Genomic DNA, 16,740 nt, shown 5'->3' on the forward strand with positions numbered 1-16,740 from the left:
GCGCGACGCGTCGATGAACGTGTGTCGATGAACGGCTCCGGTGCGTGCACGCGCACCGGAGCCGTTTTTTTGTATGACGGCGGGTTCTAACCGCGCATTCGTTTACGCGAGCGGCGCGACCGATGCGCCGGCGATCCGATGCCGGCGCAGCGCGTCCGCAACGAACCCGGACGCTTTCATCTCCTCGACGAATTCGCCGAGCACGGCCGCGGCCGCTTCGCCGCGACTCTTCGGCACGCCCATCGCCTGCCGGATCACCATGAACCGCTCGTCGAGCAGCCGCAGGCCCGGCGTCTTCGCGGCGTCGGATTCGAGCTGCTGCCTCACGCCGGCCGCGACTTCCAGATCCTGCTCGATGAAGGTCTGCACGACCGCCTGCGACGTCGGCGCACGCACGATCTGCGCGGCTTTCAGCTCGCGCGTGAGGAACAGATCGTACGCGCTGCCCTTGCCGACCGCGACGCGATGGTCCGGCCGATCGACGTCGTCGTTCGAGCGGATCGGCGAATCGTCGCGCACCAGATAGAACCCTTCGATCAGCACGTAAGGCGCGGTGAACGCGACGGTCTCGCCGCGCGACGGATCGATTGCGAAGAAGCCGAAGTCCGCGCGCTCGTCGGTCAGCGCCTGCACCGATTTGCCGGCGGCATCGAACACGACGAGTTCGAGTTCGACCGACAGCCGTTCGGCGAACGCACGCGCGAGATCGATCGACACGCCGAACGGTTCGCCGGTGGCCGGATCGCGATTCGCGAGGATCGGATTGCCGAGATTGATCGACGCGCGCAGCTTGCCGGTCGGCGTGAATGCGGAGATGACGGAAGAATCGACGGTCATGAGCGTCCTCTTGGCGACGACCGTCTGGCTGAACGCGTCGACGGTCAGGTTCAAGGGCGTAGCGCAGCGATCGATCCGATGCGGCGAGCCGGCGAGCCGGTGCCGAGCGTCGAGTCGAAACGCGAGCGGCTACGCGTTTTTCCCGATACGGAAAATGCGGCGCAAGCCGATGTTACAGAGGCGGTGAACGTAATTGATCCGAGGCCAATTATGACAATATCTGCAACAAACGGCATGAACAGCGTCCCGCCCGAAACGGCCGACATGACCGACGCGACCGGCGCGAACGCCGTGTCGAATACCGCGCCTGCCGCGCCCGTGATCCTGCTGGTCGACGACGAGCCGAACGTGCTGTCCGCGCTCACGCGCGCGTTCCGCCCCGCGCGCTACGAAGTCCTGTGCGCCGACAGCGGCGAGGCGGCGCTCGAAATTCTCGCATCGACCGAGGTCGACCTGATCGTCACCGACATGCGGATGCCGCACATGAGCGGCACGGAATTTCTCGCGCGCGCGCGGGCGCTGTATCCCGACACGATGCGGATCCTGCTGACCGGCTATGCGGAGATCGCGTCGATCGTGCAGGCCGTCAACGAAGGCGGCGTGTATCGCTATCTGAACAAGCCGTGGGACGACCACGACCTGCTGCTGACGATCGAACAGGCGCTCGAGCAGCGGCGTCTGCGCCGCGAAGCGGCGCGGCTCGCCGCGCTGACGGAGGCGCAGAACGATGCGCTGCGCCGCTTCAACACGGAACTCGAAACGCAGGTGCGCGCGCGTACCGAGGAACTCGGCCAGACCGTGATGTTCCTCGAGGCCGCGCAGCACGATCTGAAAAGCAGCTTCACCGCGATGGTCCAGGTGTGCGCGAGCATGGTCGAGCTGCGCTGCGGCGCGGCGAGCGGACACGCGATGCGCGTCGGCGAGATCGCGCGCCGGCTCGCGCTCGCGTCGGGGATGAGCAGCCTGCACGCGCAGGACGTCTATTTCGCGGGGCTGCTGCACGGGATCGGCAAGCTGTCGCTGCCGGACGAACTGCTGCACAAGCCGATCGTGAAGATGACGACGGACGAGCATCGGCTGTTCCTGCAGCATCCGTTGCGCGCGCAAATGGTGCTCACGCCGGTCGCGCAACTGCACAAGGTCGCGTCGATCGTGCTGCATCAGTACGAGCGGTTCAACGGACGCGGCACGCCGGACGGGCTCGCGGGCGACGCGATTCCGCTCGGCTCGCGGATCGTCGCGATCGCGCGCGACTTCGAAGGGCTGCGTCACGGCGAGATCGGCGCGCCGCATTCGGTCGAGCAGGCGATCGACGCGCTGCGCTCGCAGGCCGGCGTGCGCTACGACCCGCTGCTCATCGCGCGCTTCATCGATCTGATGCGCAACCCGGCGAATCTCGGCATTGCGACGTCGGTCGCGGAGATCACGTCTGCGCAGTTGCGCGAAGGAATGCAGCTCGCCGACGATTTGCGCACGCATCGCGGCGTGCTGCTGATGACGAAGGGCAGCGTGATGTCCGCGCACCAGATCGAGCTCGTGCGTCGCTTCGAAGCGCGCGAAGGCACGTCGTTCGACATCCTCGTGCTCGCCGGCGCGGCCGCATCCGCCGCTGCATCCGCGTCCGCGCATGCGGTCGACGCCGGCACGCCGGCCGGCTGACGCCGGATCTACGGCCCGACGACCGCGGCGCGCAGCGGATCGCGTGCCGCGGTCCGCACCTTTCCGACCCGGCACCCGACCATGCACGGCACCTACAACGTTCCGCTCGTCCTGCTGTCGCTGATCATCGCGACGCTCGCGTCGTTTACCGCGCTCGATCTCGCCGCATTCATTTCGCTGCTCGACAAGCCGCGGCTTCGGCGCGCATGGCTGAGCGGCGGCGCGGCCGCGATGGGCACCGGCATCTGGTCGATGCATTTCGTCGGGATGCTGGCCTTTTCGCTGCCGATTCCACTCGGCTATGCGCTGACCGAGACGGCGGCATCGCTCGCGATCGCGGTGCTCGTGTCGTATTTCGCGCTGAGCGTCGTCACGCGCGCGCGGCTCGGCTGGGGCCGGCTGTGCGCGGGCGGCGTGCTGATGGGCGGCGGGATCGTCGGCATGCACTACACGGGCATGACCGCGATGCGCATGACGCCCGGCATCCGCTACGATCCCGCGCTGTTCGCGGCGTCGGTCGGCATCGCGGTGATCGCGTCCACAGCCGCGCTATGGATCGCGCAGGCGTTGCGCGCGCAACATGCGCGCGATGCGACCGTGCGGCGCATCGGCGCGGCCGCGATCATGGGTGCGGCCATTACCGGCATGCACTACACGGCGATGGCGGCCGCCGCCTTCGCGCCGGATGCGCGCTGCGGCGCCGCGAACGGAATCGACGCGCCGTGGCTCGCGACGACCATCGCGCTGCTCACGTTCGCGACGCTGATCGTTACGCTTCTGTTGTCGCGCTTCGATGCGCGTACAACCTTTCTGCGCGGGATGACGGATGCGCTCGAGCAGCGCGTGAAGCTGCGCACCGCGGACCTCGAGCGCGCGCTGCGCCGCTACGAGCAGACGACCGCGGTGCTGCAGCGCATGCGCGCGACCATGGCGAACGAGATCGACGAACGCAAGGCCGCGCACGCGCGGCTCGAGCGCGAGAAGGACGAACAGCGCCGACTGCTGCGCGCGCTCGAGGAAACCCACGTGCAGCTGCTGCAATCGGAAAAGCTCGCATCGATCGGCCAGCTCGCCGCCGGCGTCGCGCACGAGGTCAACAATCCGATCGGCTTCGTCAGCGCGAACCTCAATACGCTGAAGACGTGGGTGCGGACGCTGCTCGACGTGATCGCCGCGCACGAGGCCGCGCTGCCGCGCGTCGATGCCGCGACGCGCGATGCGCTGACGGCGCTGGGTCGACGCGCCGATCTCGACTACATTCGCGGCGAGATCGCGACGCTGATCGACGAATCGATCGACGGCGCCGACCGCGTGCGGCGCATCGTGCAGGACCTGCGCGATTTTTCGCGCCCGGGCAGCGACGAGTGGAGCGTCGCCGACCTGCATGCCGGCCTCGAAAGCACGCTGAACGTCGTGCACAACGAACTCAAGTACAAGGCCGACGTCGTGCGCGAGTACGGCGACGTGCCGCACGTCGAATGCCTGCCGTCGCAGTTGAACCAGGTCTTCATGAACCTGCTCGTCAATGCCGCGCAGGCGATGCCGGAGCGCGGCGTCATCACGATTCGCACGTCGAGCGACGGCGACCAGGTGTCGATCGCGATCGCCGATACCGGCACCGGGATGGCGCCCGACGTCGTGCGGCGGATCTTCGATCCGTTTTTCACGACGAAGCCGGTCGGGCAAGGAACGGGGCTCGGGTTGTCGGTATCGCAGCGCATCGTCGAGCGCCATCGCGGCACGATCGACGTGACGAGCGAACCGGGGCGCGGCACGACGTTCCACATCCGGCTGCCGGTGCGGCAAAGCGGCGGCGACACGGCCGCGCAGGAGCCGCTCGCGTGAAGGCGCGTCGCGCGCAGTGGTGTCGCGAAGCGTCACGACAACCGCGTCATGACGACGGCGGCACGGCAAAGGCATGACGGCAAAGGCGGCGGCGAAGGCATCGCGACAAAGGCGCCACGACAAAAGGCGACGGCAAGAGAGTCACGGCAAAGCGCGACGGCAAAGGCACTACGGCAAGGGCATCGCGGCAAACGCAGCACGACGAAGGCACGACGGCAAACGCACTACGGCAAAGGCATCACACGCACCACATCAAAAGCATCACCGCAGCGCGTTGCGACGCCTGCAGCGAAAGAAATGCCAGAACATCGCAGTCGCGTCGGGCCCCTTGTCCGAATGGAACGCCTCGCGCGGGTCGCCGCCGCTCCACGCATGCCGCAGCCCGCGCACGATGCCTACGCGCACGATCAGCCGGCCGCCCTTCAGATAGTCGGTATGGTCCACGTCGTCGCGAACGTAGTCGCGCCGTTCACCGACGCGCAGCGCGCCGTGCTCGTCGACGAGCCGGTTGATGCGCGCGAATTCGGTGCCGAGCTGCCGCGCGTTGTGGTCGCTGACGACCGTGTCCAGGCTGCCGTGCACGATCAGCGCGGGCATCCCCGGATACGCGGCCACGTCGACGCATGCATCGATCACGCGCACCGGGTCGTCGCGGACGCCGCGACGCATCACGCTCATTGCGGCCATCGTCGACGACGGCGGCGCGATTGCCGGCCCCGAATGCAGGCCGACGGCTGCGAAGAGCCGCGGATACTGGATCGCGAGCCCGGCAGCGAGTCCCGCGCCGGCCGACATGCCGGCCAGATAGATGCGCTCGCGATCGAAGCCGTGCTGCCGCACGATCGCGTCGACCAGCGATGCGACCGCCGCGGCCTCCGACTCCGACGCATCGCCGTGCCAGTTCCAGCATCGATGCGAGTGCGCGGTCTTCGCCTGCTCCGGCAGCAGTACCGCGAAGCCCGCGCGTTCCGCGACACGGCAGATGCGCGTGCCGGCCGCGAACGATTCGGCGGTCTGCTTGCATCCGTGCAGCATCACGACGACCGGCAGCCCGCGGGTCGTCGGATGCGCGGCGGGCAGATACAGCGCATACGCGAGATGGTTGACGAAACGGCCGGGCGTCGGCGGCGCCGAATGGAACGAGCGCACCCACGTGCCGGGTCGCGCGTGCTCGGACGTGCGCACGGCGCGCGCGGCGGACGGCCGTTTGGCGGTGCCCGTTTCGGCGATACGAGGCTTCGCGATGCGCGGCTTCGCGGCGCGCGCCGGCGCCGGCTTGGGCCGCGCGGCTTTTTTCTTCGGCCGGGCGCCGGCTGCGACGGACAGCAGGTCGAACGGCCGCAGCCAGGTGCTGGATTTTTTCCGGGGCATGTGCAGTCTCGTGCCGGCGGCCGCCGACGAGCGACGGCCGGGCGCGTTCAGTGGAAAACAGGACGACAGCGGAGCACGATTCGTGCGGGGCGGCAGCTGTCGCGCCGACACTGCGCGGCGGCGCATGCATGCCGGCGACCGACCGGATGAATGTACCGGAAAGCGCGGCTTTGCAATATCGTCGCGGATCGTGTCGGCCGGACGAGACGAGATCGCCGGCAGCAGGCGGGCCGCACGGACACGGCCGGCCGCGATGGCGGTCGATACCGCGCGCACATGGCGCTCGACACTCGGCGCCGCGGCCGATGCAGGCCGATGTTCATCAGGTGCCGTGCCGGGCACCGCTCCGGCTCCGCGACGACACGCGTTGACGCGCTCGATCCGTCCAACGTCGGCGTTATCGGTCACGCATCGACGCCCGCTTCGGCGAACGCTTCGACCCTTCCCGGCTGTCGACGAGCTACCGGCGTGCGTCCGGTAACGTTTTCAGCACCGACTCGCGTCGACGCCGATCGCCGCACGATTGCATGACGCAACGCGCACGAACGTCAACGCTCGATCTCGCCGCACATATCGTGTGGCGGTCACGGCCGCATCGCGCGGCCGAAGCATCGTCGGCCCGAAGCGCGGCATCGCGCTGGCGCCCGTATCCGCGCAGCCGAGCCGACGCGGCTGCACGCGGGACTCCGCTTGCCCGCATGCCGCGCCCGAACCTACCGATACGTCCACAGCCGATGCATGACGAACGTCGTCGGCGGAATCAGCAGCGCGATCGCGACGATGCTCGCGCCGCGCGCGATGCCGAGCAGGTCGCCGGTGCGCGCGATCAGCATCGTCTCGGTGAAGCCGGCGAGCGCGACCACGACGAAGCGCAGCATGTTGCGCGAGCGCACGCTCGACGAAAAGCTCCACAGCGTGTTCGCGAGATACGAGAACACCGTCGCGCACGCGAAAGCGATCGCGTTCGCGGCGACCTGCGTTGCGTCGAACAGTGCGTATATCGCGGACGCGACGAGCGCGTGCAGCGCGGTCGAGCAGAGCCCCGACAGTCCGAAGCGGACGAGCCGCACGCGTTCCGCGAGAATGGCGTCGATCATCGCAGCCTCCGCGCGCGTCAGCGCACGCCGATGCGCGCGCGAGCGGGCTGCACGCGCCGGCGCATCGGTGCGCGCCGCACGTCGCGCACGACCGGCAGTTCGCTGACCTTGCTGTGCGCCTGATAACGGCGGCGGATCAGATAGACGGGCCGCTGCTTCGATTCGTCGTAGATGCGCCCGATGTATTCGCCGACGACACCGATGCCGACCAGCTCGATGCCGCCGATGAACAGCGTGATCGACACCAGCGACGGATAGCCGAGCACGGGATTGCCGAACAGCAGCGTGCGGCACACGATGAACGTCCCGTACAGAAACGCGAGCGCGGCGATGCCGACGCCGATATAGGTCCAGCTGCGCAGCGGCACGGTGCTGAAGCTCGTGATTCCTTCGAGCGCGAAATTCCACAGCTTCCAGCCGGAGAACTTCGAATGCCCGGTGCTGCGCGGTTCGCGCTGATACTCGACGATCACGGTCCGGTAGCCGACCCACGCGAACAGCCCCTTCATGAACCGATGGCGTTCGGGCAGGCTGCGCAGTGCGTTCACGACCTTGCGGTCCATCAGCCGGAAATCGCCGACGTTCTCCGGCAGCTTCACGTCCGACAGCATGTTGTGCACGCGATAGTAGAGCGCGGCCGCGGTGCGCTTCGCAAACGAATCGCACGCGCGATTGCTGCGCTTCGCGGCGACGACTTCCGCGCCGTCGCGCCAGTGCTCGATCATCACCGGAATCAACGTCGGCGGATCCTGCAGGTCCGCGTCGAGCGGAATCACCGCGTCGCCGATCGCTTCGTCGAGGCCGGCAGTCAGCGCCGCTTCCTTGCCGAAGTTGCGCGTGAGGTCGATCACGCGCACGCGCCGGTCGCACGTGCCGACCCGGATCAGGCGTTCGAGCGTGTCGTCGCGGCTGCCGTCGTTGACGCAGACGATCTCGAAGCGGATCGCGTCGATGCCCGACAGCAGCGGAATCACGACGTCGAAGAACCGTTCGACGGCCTCGCCTTCGTTGTAGAACGGCACGACCAGCGAGACGAGCGGCGTGTAGGGTGATTCGCGCATGATGATTCCCCTTGCGATGTCGGGTCAGCGGCTAGCGCCGCGCAGCCCGTGCGCCGAGTGGCGGCGCGCACGGACCGGATGCATGAAGTCGGTGTCGGTCGAGCCGTCGCGCGCATCGGGCAACGACGGCGCATCGTGCCGTTCGTGCACGATGCGGCCGACGAGCAGCGCGAGCGACGCGAGCGTGACGAGCGGCATGAACTGGAACGACAGATGCGGAACGAGCGCGATGCCGGCGAGCGGCATCGGCCACAGCAGCATCAGCCACTCGCGATCGAAGCGCCGCCAGCCGTGCGTCGACGCATGGCGCGCGTACCACGCGATCACGAGCGCGTACCACGTCAGGTCGTAGTCGTACAGATACGGGCTGACGAGCAGGCATGCGCAGGCGAGCGTCGCCGCGCGCAGCGCGTACGAACATGTGCCGCGCCATGCGTAGACGACGGCTGCGGCCGCGGTCGCGGCCGACAGCAGCTGCAGCGCGCGCGCGACGAACGCAGGCCAGCCGGCGAGCGTCGCGAGTGCGAACAGGGTGGGCATCCGCGCGAGCTTCGCGTGACCGGCGCCGACGATGTCGACCACCCCATGCAAGCCGTGCGCGAACGCGATCCACGGGCCGATTCCGAACGCGAGGGTCGCGAGGGCGGCCATGCCGACGATCGTCGCGGCCCACGCGCCGAGTGCGCGCCATTGCCCGGCACACAGCAGCGCGAGCGGGAACAGCACCGCGAGCTGCGGCTTCGTGGTCAACAAGCCGAAGCAGACGCCGGCGAGCAGCGGCCGCCGGTTCAGCGCGAGCAGGCCCGCACCGGCGAGCGTCGCGCTCAGCAGGCTCGTCTGCCCGACGATGACGGTGAGGAACGCGCCGGGGAACGCGAGCGCACAGAGCAGCGCAGTGCTGCGCTTTGCCGTCGCGCGCATCGTCACGGCGAACAGCGCGTACGTGAGGCCGAGCCACAGCACCGCGGCGAGCGCGTACGGCAGCCAGCCGAGCGGCAGCACGAGCAGCAGCATCGTCGGCGGATAGAGCCACGGCAGCGTGCCGTCCGCGAGATTCATCGTCGGCACCGCGAGCTTCTCGACCGCGAACAGCGACGAGAAATGCCACGCGTCGAGCGCATGGCCGTGTGCGGCGAGCCATGCGGCGCTCCACACCGGCGAGAAATCCTGCGACAGCGGCTCGAGCGATGCGTCGTGCCCCCACCGCATGCGCGCGACGTAGATGACGACGAACAGCAGCTCGGCGATCAGCATGCCGCCCGCATAGACGCGCACGCGTTCGCGATTGAGCCAGTGCGGAAAGCGGTGCGGGCCGGCGACCGGCAGTTCCGGATGCGCATCGGCGGCATGCGCGTGACGAGCGAAGAGCGGCGCTTTCATCGCGTGTCCCTCGGTGCGAACGATGCGCGGCGCACGACGACGAACAGCACGCCGAGCAGCACGATCGGTCCGATTTGCGGCAGCTTCATCAGCCGGTTCAGCATTTCGAAGATCGGCAGCAGCCACGCGAGCACGATCACGGGCTGATCGCCGGGCAGCCAGCCTTCGTCGAGACCGTAAGCGATCAGGCAGAAGATCGCGATGCCGAGCCACGTCAGTTCGTAGCTCCACAGGTAAGGCGTCGTCAGCAGCGTGGCGATCGCGAGTACCGCGCCGCGCAGCCGCATGTCGCGCGTGCGGCACCACACGGCGATCGCGGACGCGAGCGCGAGCAGCGCGATCGCGAATTGCGCGGCGAGTGCGGCGCCGAGCGGCACGCCGGCCAGCCGCAGCGCGGCGAACGGCGTCGGCGACGCGAGCCAGTACGACGGCAGCATGAAGTGCTGGTCGCGCACGGTCGACAGCGCATGCGACAGACCGTGCAGCGCGTCGGGGCCCGTCAGCGCGATCCCGGCCGCGGCGAACAGCGTCGCGCTGATTGCGGCGGCCGCGAACGTGCGCCACGCGCGCGTCGCGAACAGCACGAACGGAAACACCGCGGCGAGCTGCGGCTTGATCGCGAGCAGCCCGATCAGCACGCCTGCGACGATCGGCCGCCGCTCGAGCAGATGCAGCGCGAGCGCGGCGATGCCGGCAGTCAGGATGCTGTTCTGTCCGAACAGCGCGGACATCAACACGGCCGAATATGCGATCACGACGAGCGCAGCCGCACGCGGCGCGGGAAGATGCGCGTGCAACCCCGACAGCCGCGGGACCGCATACGCGTAGCATAAAAAGCTGCCCGCAAAAAAGAGTACGTAAGCGGGCAGGAACGGCACGAGAGCGACCGGTGCGACGAACAGCAGCATCGTCGGCGGATAGAGCCACGGTAGCGGTCGGTGATGAAGATACGCACCGAAGTGCGCGAACTCGGCCTGCGCGAACGACGACGGGTCGTACGCCGCGGCGGCATGGCCTTGCAATACGAGGTGCGATGCGGTCCAGAAGACCGAGAAGTCGGTGCCGGGGCGAGCGGTGACGCTGGATGTGAAGCCGTCGGTCACGACGGCCCACACGATCGTGAGCGCGACGAACAGCAGCAGCATGATGCAGCTGTACGGAAAGATCCGCTCCGCCGTCAGCCATTGCGCGCAGCGTGCTGCGCGACAGCGCGTCCCACGATTCGCTGTGTACATGATGCCCCGTCCGCTGTGGCGACTGCCCGATCGAGCGCAGTCGTTTCGTGTTGTCGTGTATCCGGATCGAGTCGCTGTGCATTGCGTTGTCCGGTGAATGCATTGTTGGAGAAAAAATCGCGTCGCGCAAACCGCGCACCGTCGGCTGCGACGAGCGCGGAGCCGCGATACGCGCGAAAACGCCGTTTTCAGGTATGAGAAAACGCGGCGTCGCGATTTCATGTTTCTGCACTGAAACATTCCGCGTTTTTCGACGATGCGCGAAGCGATCCGTCGCGCGGCTCGCGACCTGCATCCCGCGTTCGGGAAAATCCCGAGTAAAAATTTTTGTCCCTTGTTGCGACGCGGTGGCACGTGTGCCGACACGCGCCGACCGCACGCGCCGCATATATCAAATCTGAAACATTTCGTGCGCCGCGCTGTCGGTGCGCGAGCCTGCATATCGGCGTCAGCCTTGCTGCGCTTCGATTCCGCTCACGCTGGTCCGCTCTTTGCGTCAGCGTCGGCACGGCAGTCGACGATGCGATGACCGGCCGGTTTCCAGCCGCAGACGGACGGAACCCGACCCGCGCATCGCCAGCGGAAGCGGTGAGCGAAGCGCGTCGGGGAACGCGCAGCTTCGCACCCGAAACCGGCTGGATCGTCGGCCGGCCGATGAGACCCGGCACGGTCCGGGCAATAAAAGATCGGTGTGGCAGCAACTGGGGAATAAAAATGACAGGCCTTCGCACATCACGGCTGACGAATCGCAACGTCGCGTTCGACCATTGCCGCGCATTTCTCTCCCGTTCAATCGCACTGCTCGCGTCGCTCGCCGGCCGCGTCGTCTTGCTCGGCCGCGGCTTCACGCACACCGCACTTTGTCCGCAGCCCGCCTATGCGCGTCCATCGGAACCGATGCGTGCGCGGTGCGGCCGCGGCCGCTGAACGTCTCGCTCCGCACGTCTTGCAGTACCGGTGGTAGTCCGTCCCTGTGCCGATGGCGGCGCATGGGTCTTTCACAGCTGTCCGAAAGGAGAACGCTTATGTCGAGAATCATCCTCAAGGTCGCGTGGCTCGTCCGCAACGAGGACGGCGTGACGGCGATCGAATACGGCCTGATCGCGGCGCTGATCGCGATCGGCATCGTCGCCGCGCTGACCACGATCGGTACGGATCTGAAGACCGTATTCAGCACGCTCGCCGTCGATCTCGATTCGGTGGTCGCGGCAATGTGAAGGCCGATGCGACGCACGGTTCATCCGGACCGCCGTCGCGACGCCAGGGCAGCAACTGTATCGAACCGCGTGCTCACCGGATGGCCGGACCGACCGGTCCCGATACGCGGTTTTTCGATAGTCATCGTTCAAGGAGAAACACCATGTTTAACGCAATCGAGCAAGTCCGCCGTTTCGTTCGCGATGAAGAAGGCGTGACCGCCATCGAATACGGGCTGATCGCCGCGCTGATCGCGGTGGGGATCATTCTCGCGCTGTCGACGATCGGGAAGGATCTGAAGACCGTGTTCAGCACGATCGCCGCGGATCTCGATTCCGCCGTGTCGGGCATCTGATGGACGGAACCGCGGACGGCTCGGCCTGTGCGAGCTGACGAGCCGTCCCGGTCCTTTTTCGATCGAACCGACCACCGTGCGAGGTCAGCCATGTTGCCCGTTGCGCCGCCTTATCCGATTCCGCTGTGCGTAACGCTGCTCGCGATCGTCGCGGCCAGCACGGACATCGCGAGCCGACGCATTCCGAATCGCGTCGTCGCGGTCGGACTCGTCGGCGCGCTGATCGCACAGTGCGCGCTGCATGGCATCGCGGCCGGCGCGCTGCAATGGCTCGCCGGCGCCGCCACCGGCCTCGCGCTGCTGCTGCCGTTCTATCTGCTGCGCGGGATGGCGGCCGGCGACGTGAAGCTGATGCTCGCGATCGGCGCGTGGGTCGGCGCGGAGATGACGTTCTACATCGCGCTCGCGACGTTCGTGCTCGGCGGCATCGGCGCGATCGTGCTCGCGCTGCTGCGCGGACGCGTGCGCGACCTGTGCGTGAACGTCTGCAGGATGGTCGCGCGCCGCTCGTTCGCGCTGCACGGCGAATCGGCCGACGGTTCCGCGCCGGTCGCATCGGCCGGCGCGCTGCCGTACGGCGTCGCGATCGCGGCCGGCACGCTCGGCATGCTGTTCGTGTCGTGCGCGTAGATCGACGAACCTGCCACGAGGATGCATCGAACATGAACCCGAATCCCACCGACCCGACCCACGACGCGCAGGTCGCACGCCTGCCCGATCCGCTGCCGTCGCGGGAACGCCATACGAAGCTCGGCGCGCAGCTGCCGGCCGCGCCGCGCTCGCTCGACGAAACCGGCCTGAGCCGCACGTTCGTCGCCGGGCTCGTGCTGAAGTCGACGCTGCTGCTCGGCCGGCCGTCGTACGGCGATCTCGTCGAACGCCATTGCCTGCCGCTCGCGGTGCTCGACGACATCTTCGCGTTCCTCGTGCGCGAGCATCTGGTCGAGCTCACGCATCGCGGGACGACCGATCTCGACGTGACGTTCCGCCTGACCGACGCGGGGCACGCGGCGGCGCTCGAAGAGCGCGCGCGCAGCAGCTACAGCGGGCCCGCGCCGGTGACGCTCGACGCGTATCTCGACTGCGTGGCCGCGCATTCGGTGCGCCGGCTGCGCGTCGCGCAGGCCGACGTGTGGGACGCGTTCGAAGGCTTCACGATCGACACGTCGATCCTCGATGCGGCGGCCGCGTCGCTGAACGCCGGCCGGCCGCTGCTGATCTACGGGCCCGCGGGCAGCGGCAAGACGTTTCTCGCGGAACGGCTCGGCGCGCTGATGCGCGGCCACGTGCCGGTGCCGTACGCGATCTGCACGGCCGGCGAAGTGATCCAGATCTACGACCCGCTCGTGCACGTCGACGTCGCGCCGCATTCGGACGGCGCGTCGGTCGATCGCCGCTGGCGGCTGTGCGAGCGGCCGGTCGTGATGTCCGGCGGCGAGCTGACGCTCGACGAGCTCGACCTGCGCCGCGATCGGGTCGCCGGCTTCTACCAGGCGCCGCCGCACGTGAAGGCGAACATGGGCATGTACGTCGTCGACGATCTCGGCCGCCAGCGCGTCGAGCCGCGCGACCTGCTGAACCGGTGGCTGCGTCCGCTCGATCGCGGCGTCGATTTCATGACGCTCGATTCCGGCCATCGCTTCGTGCTGCCGTTCGACGTATGGCCGGTGTTCTCGAGCAACGCGTCGCCCGAGCAGTTCGGCGACGAAGCGTTCCTGCGCCGTCTCGGCTCGAAGCTGCACGTGGGCCCGCTGTCGATGGACGCGTATCGCACCGTGTTCGACTCGGCCTGTGCGTCGCTGGGCCTCGTGCCGGCGCACGACGCGTTCGACTATCTGCTGCACAGCCTGCACTTTCCGACCGGCAAGGCGTTTCTCGCGTGCTACCCGGCGGACCTGCTGCGCCTCGTCGCGGCCGGCGCGCGGTATCGCGGCGATCCGCTCGAGGTCACGCCCGACGCGCTGCACGACGCGTGGGCGAGCTACTTCGGCACGGCGCCCGAGCGGGAAGGCGGACATCCGCCGCCGGCCGAGCGTACGAGCCGAACCTGCGTGTCCGGTTGAGCGGTTTCTTTCACGATTCGTCGAGGAGCATTGCCATGAAAAACAGTCGAGCGGTCATGATGCTGGTCGTCGCAATGGTCGCGGGCCTGGCCGCGGTCGTGTTCGCATCCCACTGGCTGGTGCAGACGTCCACGAGCGCGGTCACGTCGGTCGCGGTGGCGGCCACCGATCTCAATCTGGGCGAGCCGCTCGGCGCGAACCAGATCCACATGGTCAGCTGGCCGTCCGGCAGCGTGCCGACCGGCGCATTCACCGATACGAAAGCGCTCGAAGGGCGCGTCGTGCGCACGAGCCTCGCGCGCGGCGAGCCGGTGATCGAATCGAAGCTCGCGCCGATCGGCACGAAAGGCGGGCTGTCCGCGGTGATCGCCGAAGGCAGCCGCGCGATCACGGTGCGCGTGAACGACGTGGTCGGCGTGGCCGGCTTCGCGCTGCCCGGCAACTACGTCGACGTGATCGTCAACACGCAGGAGCAGCAGGGCAAGACCGACGGGCAGAGCATCTCGAAGATCGTGCTCGAGCACATCCTCGTGCTCGCGGTCGCGCAGCAGGTGAGCCGCGACGACACCGCGCCGAAGGTCGTCAACGCGGTCACGCTCGAAGTCACGCCCGAGCAGGCCGAGCGGCTCGATCTCGCGCGCAGCGTCGGCACGCTGTCGCTCGTGCTGCGCAACCAGATCGACAAGCAGACGCTGAACACGGACGGCGCGACCAAGCTGACGCTGCTCGGCAAGGCGCCGGCGCCGGAAGCGGCGCCCGCGCCCGCCGCCGCGCACGTGCGCACGGTGCGCGTGCACGTCGCGTCGCGGCCGGCGCCGGAAGCGCGGCGCGACTGCGTGGGCGTGCTCACCGGCGTGAAAGGCAGCGTCGAATGCTTCTGACGCGATTCGAACGATTCGGATAAACAGACGGGCCGCCAGCGGGGCACCGCGGCCTTCGCAGGGGACAACCGGCACGGCGCCGGTCACTTCGGGGATGACACGAAATGAAGCTCAAACCGCAACGCATAGAGACCGGCCCAATGCGGACACGCGTCGCACGGGGCACGATGATGGCCGCGATCCTCTGTTCGGGATGGCTGACCGTGTATGGCGCGCTCGCGCAGGAAGGCGCCGAGTCGGCCGCGCTGATGAAGGGGCCGGCGAGCGCGCCGGCCGCGGTCGGCAAGGGACCGATGCAGATGACCATCAGCATGGGCCCGGCGCCCGCTGCGGCGCCCGCCGCCGCGTCGGGGCCGCTGCGCGGACCGAACTGCGTCGGCGCGGTGCGCGATTCGACCAGCGTCAGCGTGCCGCTCGGCAAGTCGCTGCTCGTGCCGATGCCGGAGCCGGTCCGCAATCGGACGATCGGCAACCCGGCCGTCGCGCAGGCGACGATGGTGTCGCCGCAGACGCTGTACATCCTCGGGATGTCGGTCGGCACGACCAACATGATCGTGCAGGGCAAGAGCGGCGCGTGCCGCGTGATCGACGTGGCGGTCGGCGCGGATGCCGCCGGCCTGCAGGCGTCGCTGATGCAGCTGATGCCGAACGAGCGCGACGTGCACGTGTCGACCGCGGCCGGCACGATCGTGCTGTCCGGTTCGGTGTCGAGCTCGCAGGCCGCGCAGCAGGCGGTCGCGATCGCACGCGCATACGGCGACAGCGCCGGCGACGGCAACGGCGGCGGCAAGCCGGGCAGCGTGCTGAACATGCTGAGCGTCACGTCGCCGCAGCAGGTGATGCTCGAAGTGAAGGTCGCCGAAGTGTCGAAGACGCTGATCAACCAGCTCGGCAGCGCGTTCAACATCCAGGGCGGCTTCGGCTCGTGGAGCGGGGCGCTCGTCAGCAACCTGCTCGCCGGCGTCGCGAGCGGCGCGGTGTTCAACAAGGCGAACAACCGGCCGTTCAGCGTCGCGGTCGATGCGCAGAACACCGACAACCTCGTGAAGATCCTCGCGGAGCCGAACCTCGTGACGATCAGCGGCCAGGAAGCGACGTTCCTCGCCGGCGGCAAGATCTTCATCCCGGTGCCGCAGAGCAGCGGCACCGGCACGACGACGATCACGCTGCAGGAAGAGGAATTCGGCGTCGCGCTGAAGTTCACGCCGACCGTGCTCGCGAACGGCCGGATCAGCCTGAAGGTCGCGCCGGAAGTGTCGGAGCTGTCGCAGACGGGCGTCACGCTGAGCGCGACGAACGTGAGCGGCGCGTCGATCCTGCCGCTGATCACCACGCGGCGCGCATCGACGACGGTGCAGATGAGCGACGGCGAAACGTTCGCGATCGGCGGGCTGATCAAGGACAACGCGAGCGGCGCGCTGAAGGCGATCCCCGGCGTCGGCGAAGTGCCGGTGCTCGGCGCGCTGTTTCGCAGCACGTCGTTCCAGCAGGATCGCACCGAGCTGATCTTCGTGATCACGCCGCACCTCGTGAAGCCGCTGTCGACCGCGGACGTCGCGCTGCCGACCGACAGCTTCTCGAAGCCGAACGAAGCCGACGTGTACGCGACCGGCAACATGGAAGGCCGCGGTGGCGTCCGTCAGCGTGCGCTGCCGGCCGGCGGCGCAGCGAATGCGTCGCGCTCGCCGGCGTCCGCGCCCGCGCCTGCGCCGGCTCCGCAGTCGAATGCGCCGGCCGCGCCCGCGGCCGCACTGCCGGC

At 68.4% G+C, this 16,740-nt stretch carries 14 protein-coding genes; 8 read left to right on the forward strand and 6 right to left on the reverse strand.

Going from position 1 to position 16,740, the window contains the following annotated elements:
• Positions 1-102: 102 nt before the first annotated feature.
• Positions 103-837: an ABC transporter substrate-binding protein gene (locus tag BUB20358_RS22255; RefSeq protein ID WP_035976098.1), complete on the reverse strand. Its 735-nt coding sequence runs from the start codon at positions 835-837 to the stop codon at positions 103-105.
• A gap of 210 nt (positions 838-1,047) precedes the next feature.
• On the opposite strand from BUB20358_RS22255, the gene nosR reads away from it, so the two are divergent.
• Entirely contained in the window at positions 1,048-2,496 is a 1,449-nt protein-coding gene (gene nosR / locus BUB20358_RS22260) for a response regulator c-di-GMP phosphodiesterase, NosR family (protein ID WP_006767127.1), read from the forward strand.
• A gap of 81 nt (positions 2,497-2,577) precedes the next feature.
• The gene (locus tag BUB20358_RS22265) at positions 2,578-4,341 is read left to right on the forward strand and encodes a histidine kinase (RefSeq protein WP_006767128.1); all 1,764 of its coding nucleotides are present in this window, start codon (positions 2,578-2,580) and stop codon (positions 4,339-4,341) included.
• A gap of 261 nt (positions 4,342-4,602) precedes the next feature.
• Here the strand turns inward: BUB20358_RS22265 and BUB20358_RS22270 are convergent, their stop codons facing one another.
• The 5 genes from BUB20358_RS22270 to BUB20358_RS22290 form a co-directional block, all read right to left on the reverse strand.
• Positions 4,603-5,712, reverse strand: coding sequence for an extracellular catalytic domain type 1 short-chain-length polyhydroxyalkanoate depolymerase (locus BUB20358_RS22270; RefSeq protein ID WP_035976102.1), 1,110 nt, complete (start codon positions 5,710-5,712; stop codon positions 4,603-4,605).
• A 713-nt stretch (positions 5,713-6,425) separates the two neighbouring features.
• Complete coding sequence (locus BUB20358_RS22275; protein ID WP_006767130.1) at positions 6,426-6,809, reverse strand: GtrA family protein; 384 nt, start codon at positions 6,807-6,809, stop codon at positions 6,426-6,428.
• Between the two features lie 17 nt (positions 6,810-6,826).
• On the reverse strand, positions 6,827-7,870 hold the full coding sequence (locus BUB20358_RS22280) for a glycosyltransferase family 2 protein (RefSeq protein WP_006767131.1): 1,044 nt from the start codon (positions 7,868-7,870) through the stop codon (positions 6,827-6,829).
• 24 nt (positions 7,871-7,894) lie between these two features.
• Complete coding sequence (locus BUB20358_RS22285) at positions 7,895-9,250, reverse strand: glycosyltransferase family 87 protein (RefSeq protein ID WP_035975539.1); 1,356 nt, start codon at positions 9,248-9,250, stop codon at positions 7,895-7,897.
• Positions 9,247-10,485 carry a glycosyltransferase family 87 protein gene (locus BUB20358_RS22290; RefSeq protein ID WP_035975540.1) on the reverse strand — a complete coding sequence of 413 codons (1,239 nt, stop codon included), beginning with the start codon at positions 10,483-10,485 and terminating at the stop codon, positions 9,247-9,249. The genes BUB20358_RS22285 and BUB20358_RS22290 overlap by 4 nt, the downstream gene beginning before the upstream one ends.
• 1,025 nt (positions 10,486-11,510) lie before the next feature.
• Between BUB20358_RS22290 and BUB20358_RS22295 the strand changes: the two genes are divergently transcribed.
• The 6 genes from BUB20358_RS22295 to BUB20358_RS22320 form a co-directional block, all read left to right on the forward strand.
• Entirely contained in the window at positions 11,511-11,702 is a 192-nt protein-coding gene (locus BUB20358_RS22295) for a Flp family type IVb pilin (RefSeq protein WP_035975542.1), read from the forward strand.
• A gap of 143 nt (positions 11,703-11,845) precedes the next feature.
• Positions 11,846-12,037: a Flp family type IVb pilin gene (locus BUB20358_RS22300; RefSeq protein WP_035975543.1), complete on the forward strand. Its 192-nt coding sequence runs from the start codon at positions 11,846-11,848 to the stop codon at positions 12,035-12,037.
• A 90-nt stretch (positions 12,038-12,127) separates the two neighbouring features.
• Complete coding sequence (locus tag BUB20358_RS22305; RefSeq protein WP_035975544.1) at positions 12,128-12,667, forward strand: A24 family peptidase; 540 nt, start codon at positions 12,128-12,130, stop codon at positions 12,665-12,667.
• Between the two features lie 32 nt (positions 12,668-12,699).
• On the forward strand, positions 12,700-14,100 hold the full coding sequence (locus BUB20358_RS22310) for a DUF8689 domain-containing protein (protein WP_035975545.1): 1,401 nt from the start codon (positions 12,700-12,702) through the stop codon (positions 14,098-14,100).
• Positions 14,101-14,135: 35 nt separating this feature from the next.
• Entirely contained in the window at positions 14,136-14,981 is an 846-nt protein-coding gene (gene cpaB / locus BUB20358_RS22315) for a Flp pilus assembly protein CpaB (protein WP_035975546.1), read from the forward strand.
• A gap of 104 nt (positions 14,982-15,085) precedes the next feature.
• The coding region (locus tag BUB20358_RS22320) for a type II and III secretion system protein family protein (protein ID WP_174905119.1) at positions 15,086-16,740 on the forward strand (1,655 nt) is incomplete at its 3' end.

This window comes from Burkholderia dolosa (assembly GCF_902499135.1).
GTDB lineage: Bacteria > Pseudomonadota > Gammaproteobacteria > Burkholderiales > Burkholderiaceae > Burkholderia > Burkholderia dolosa.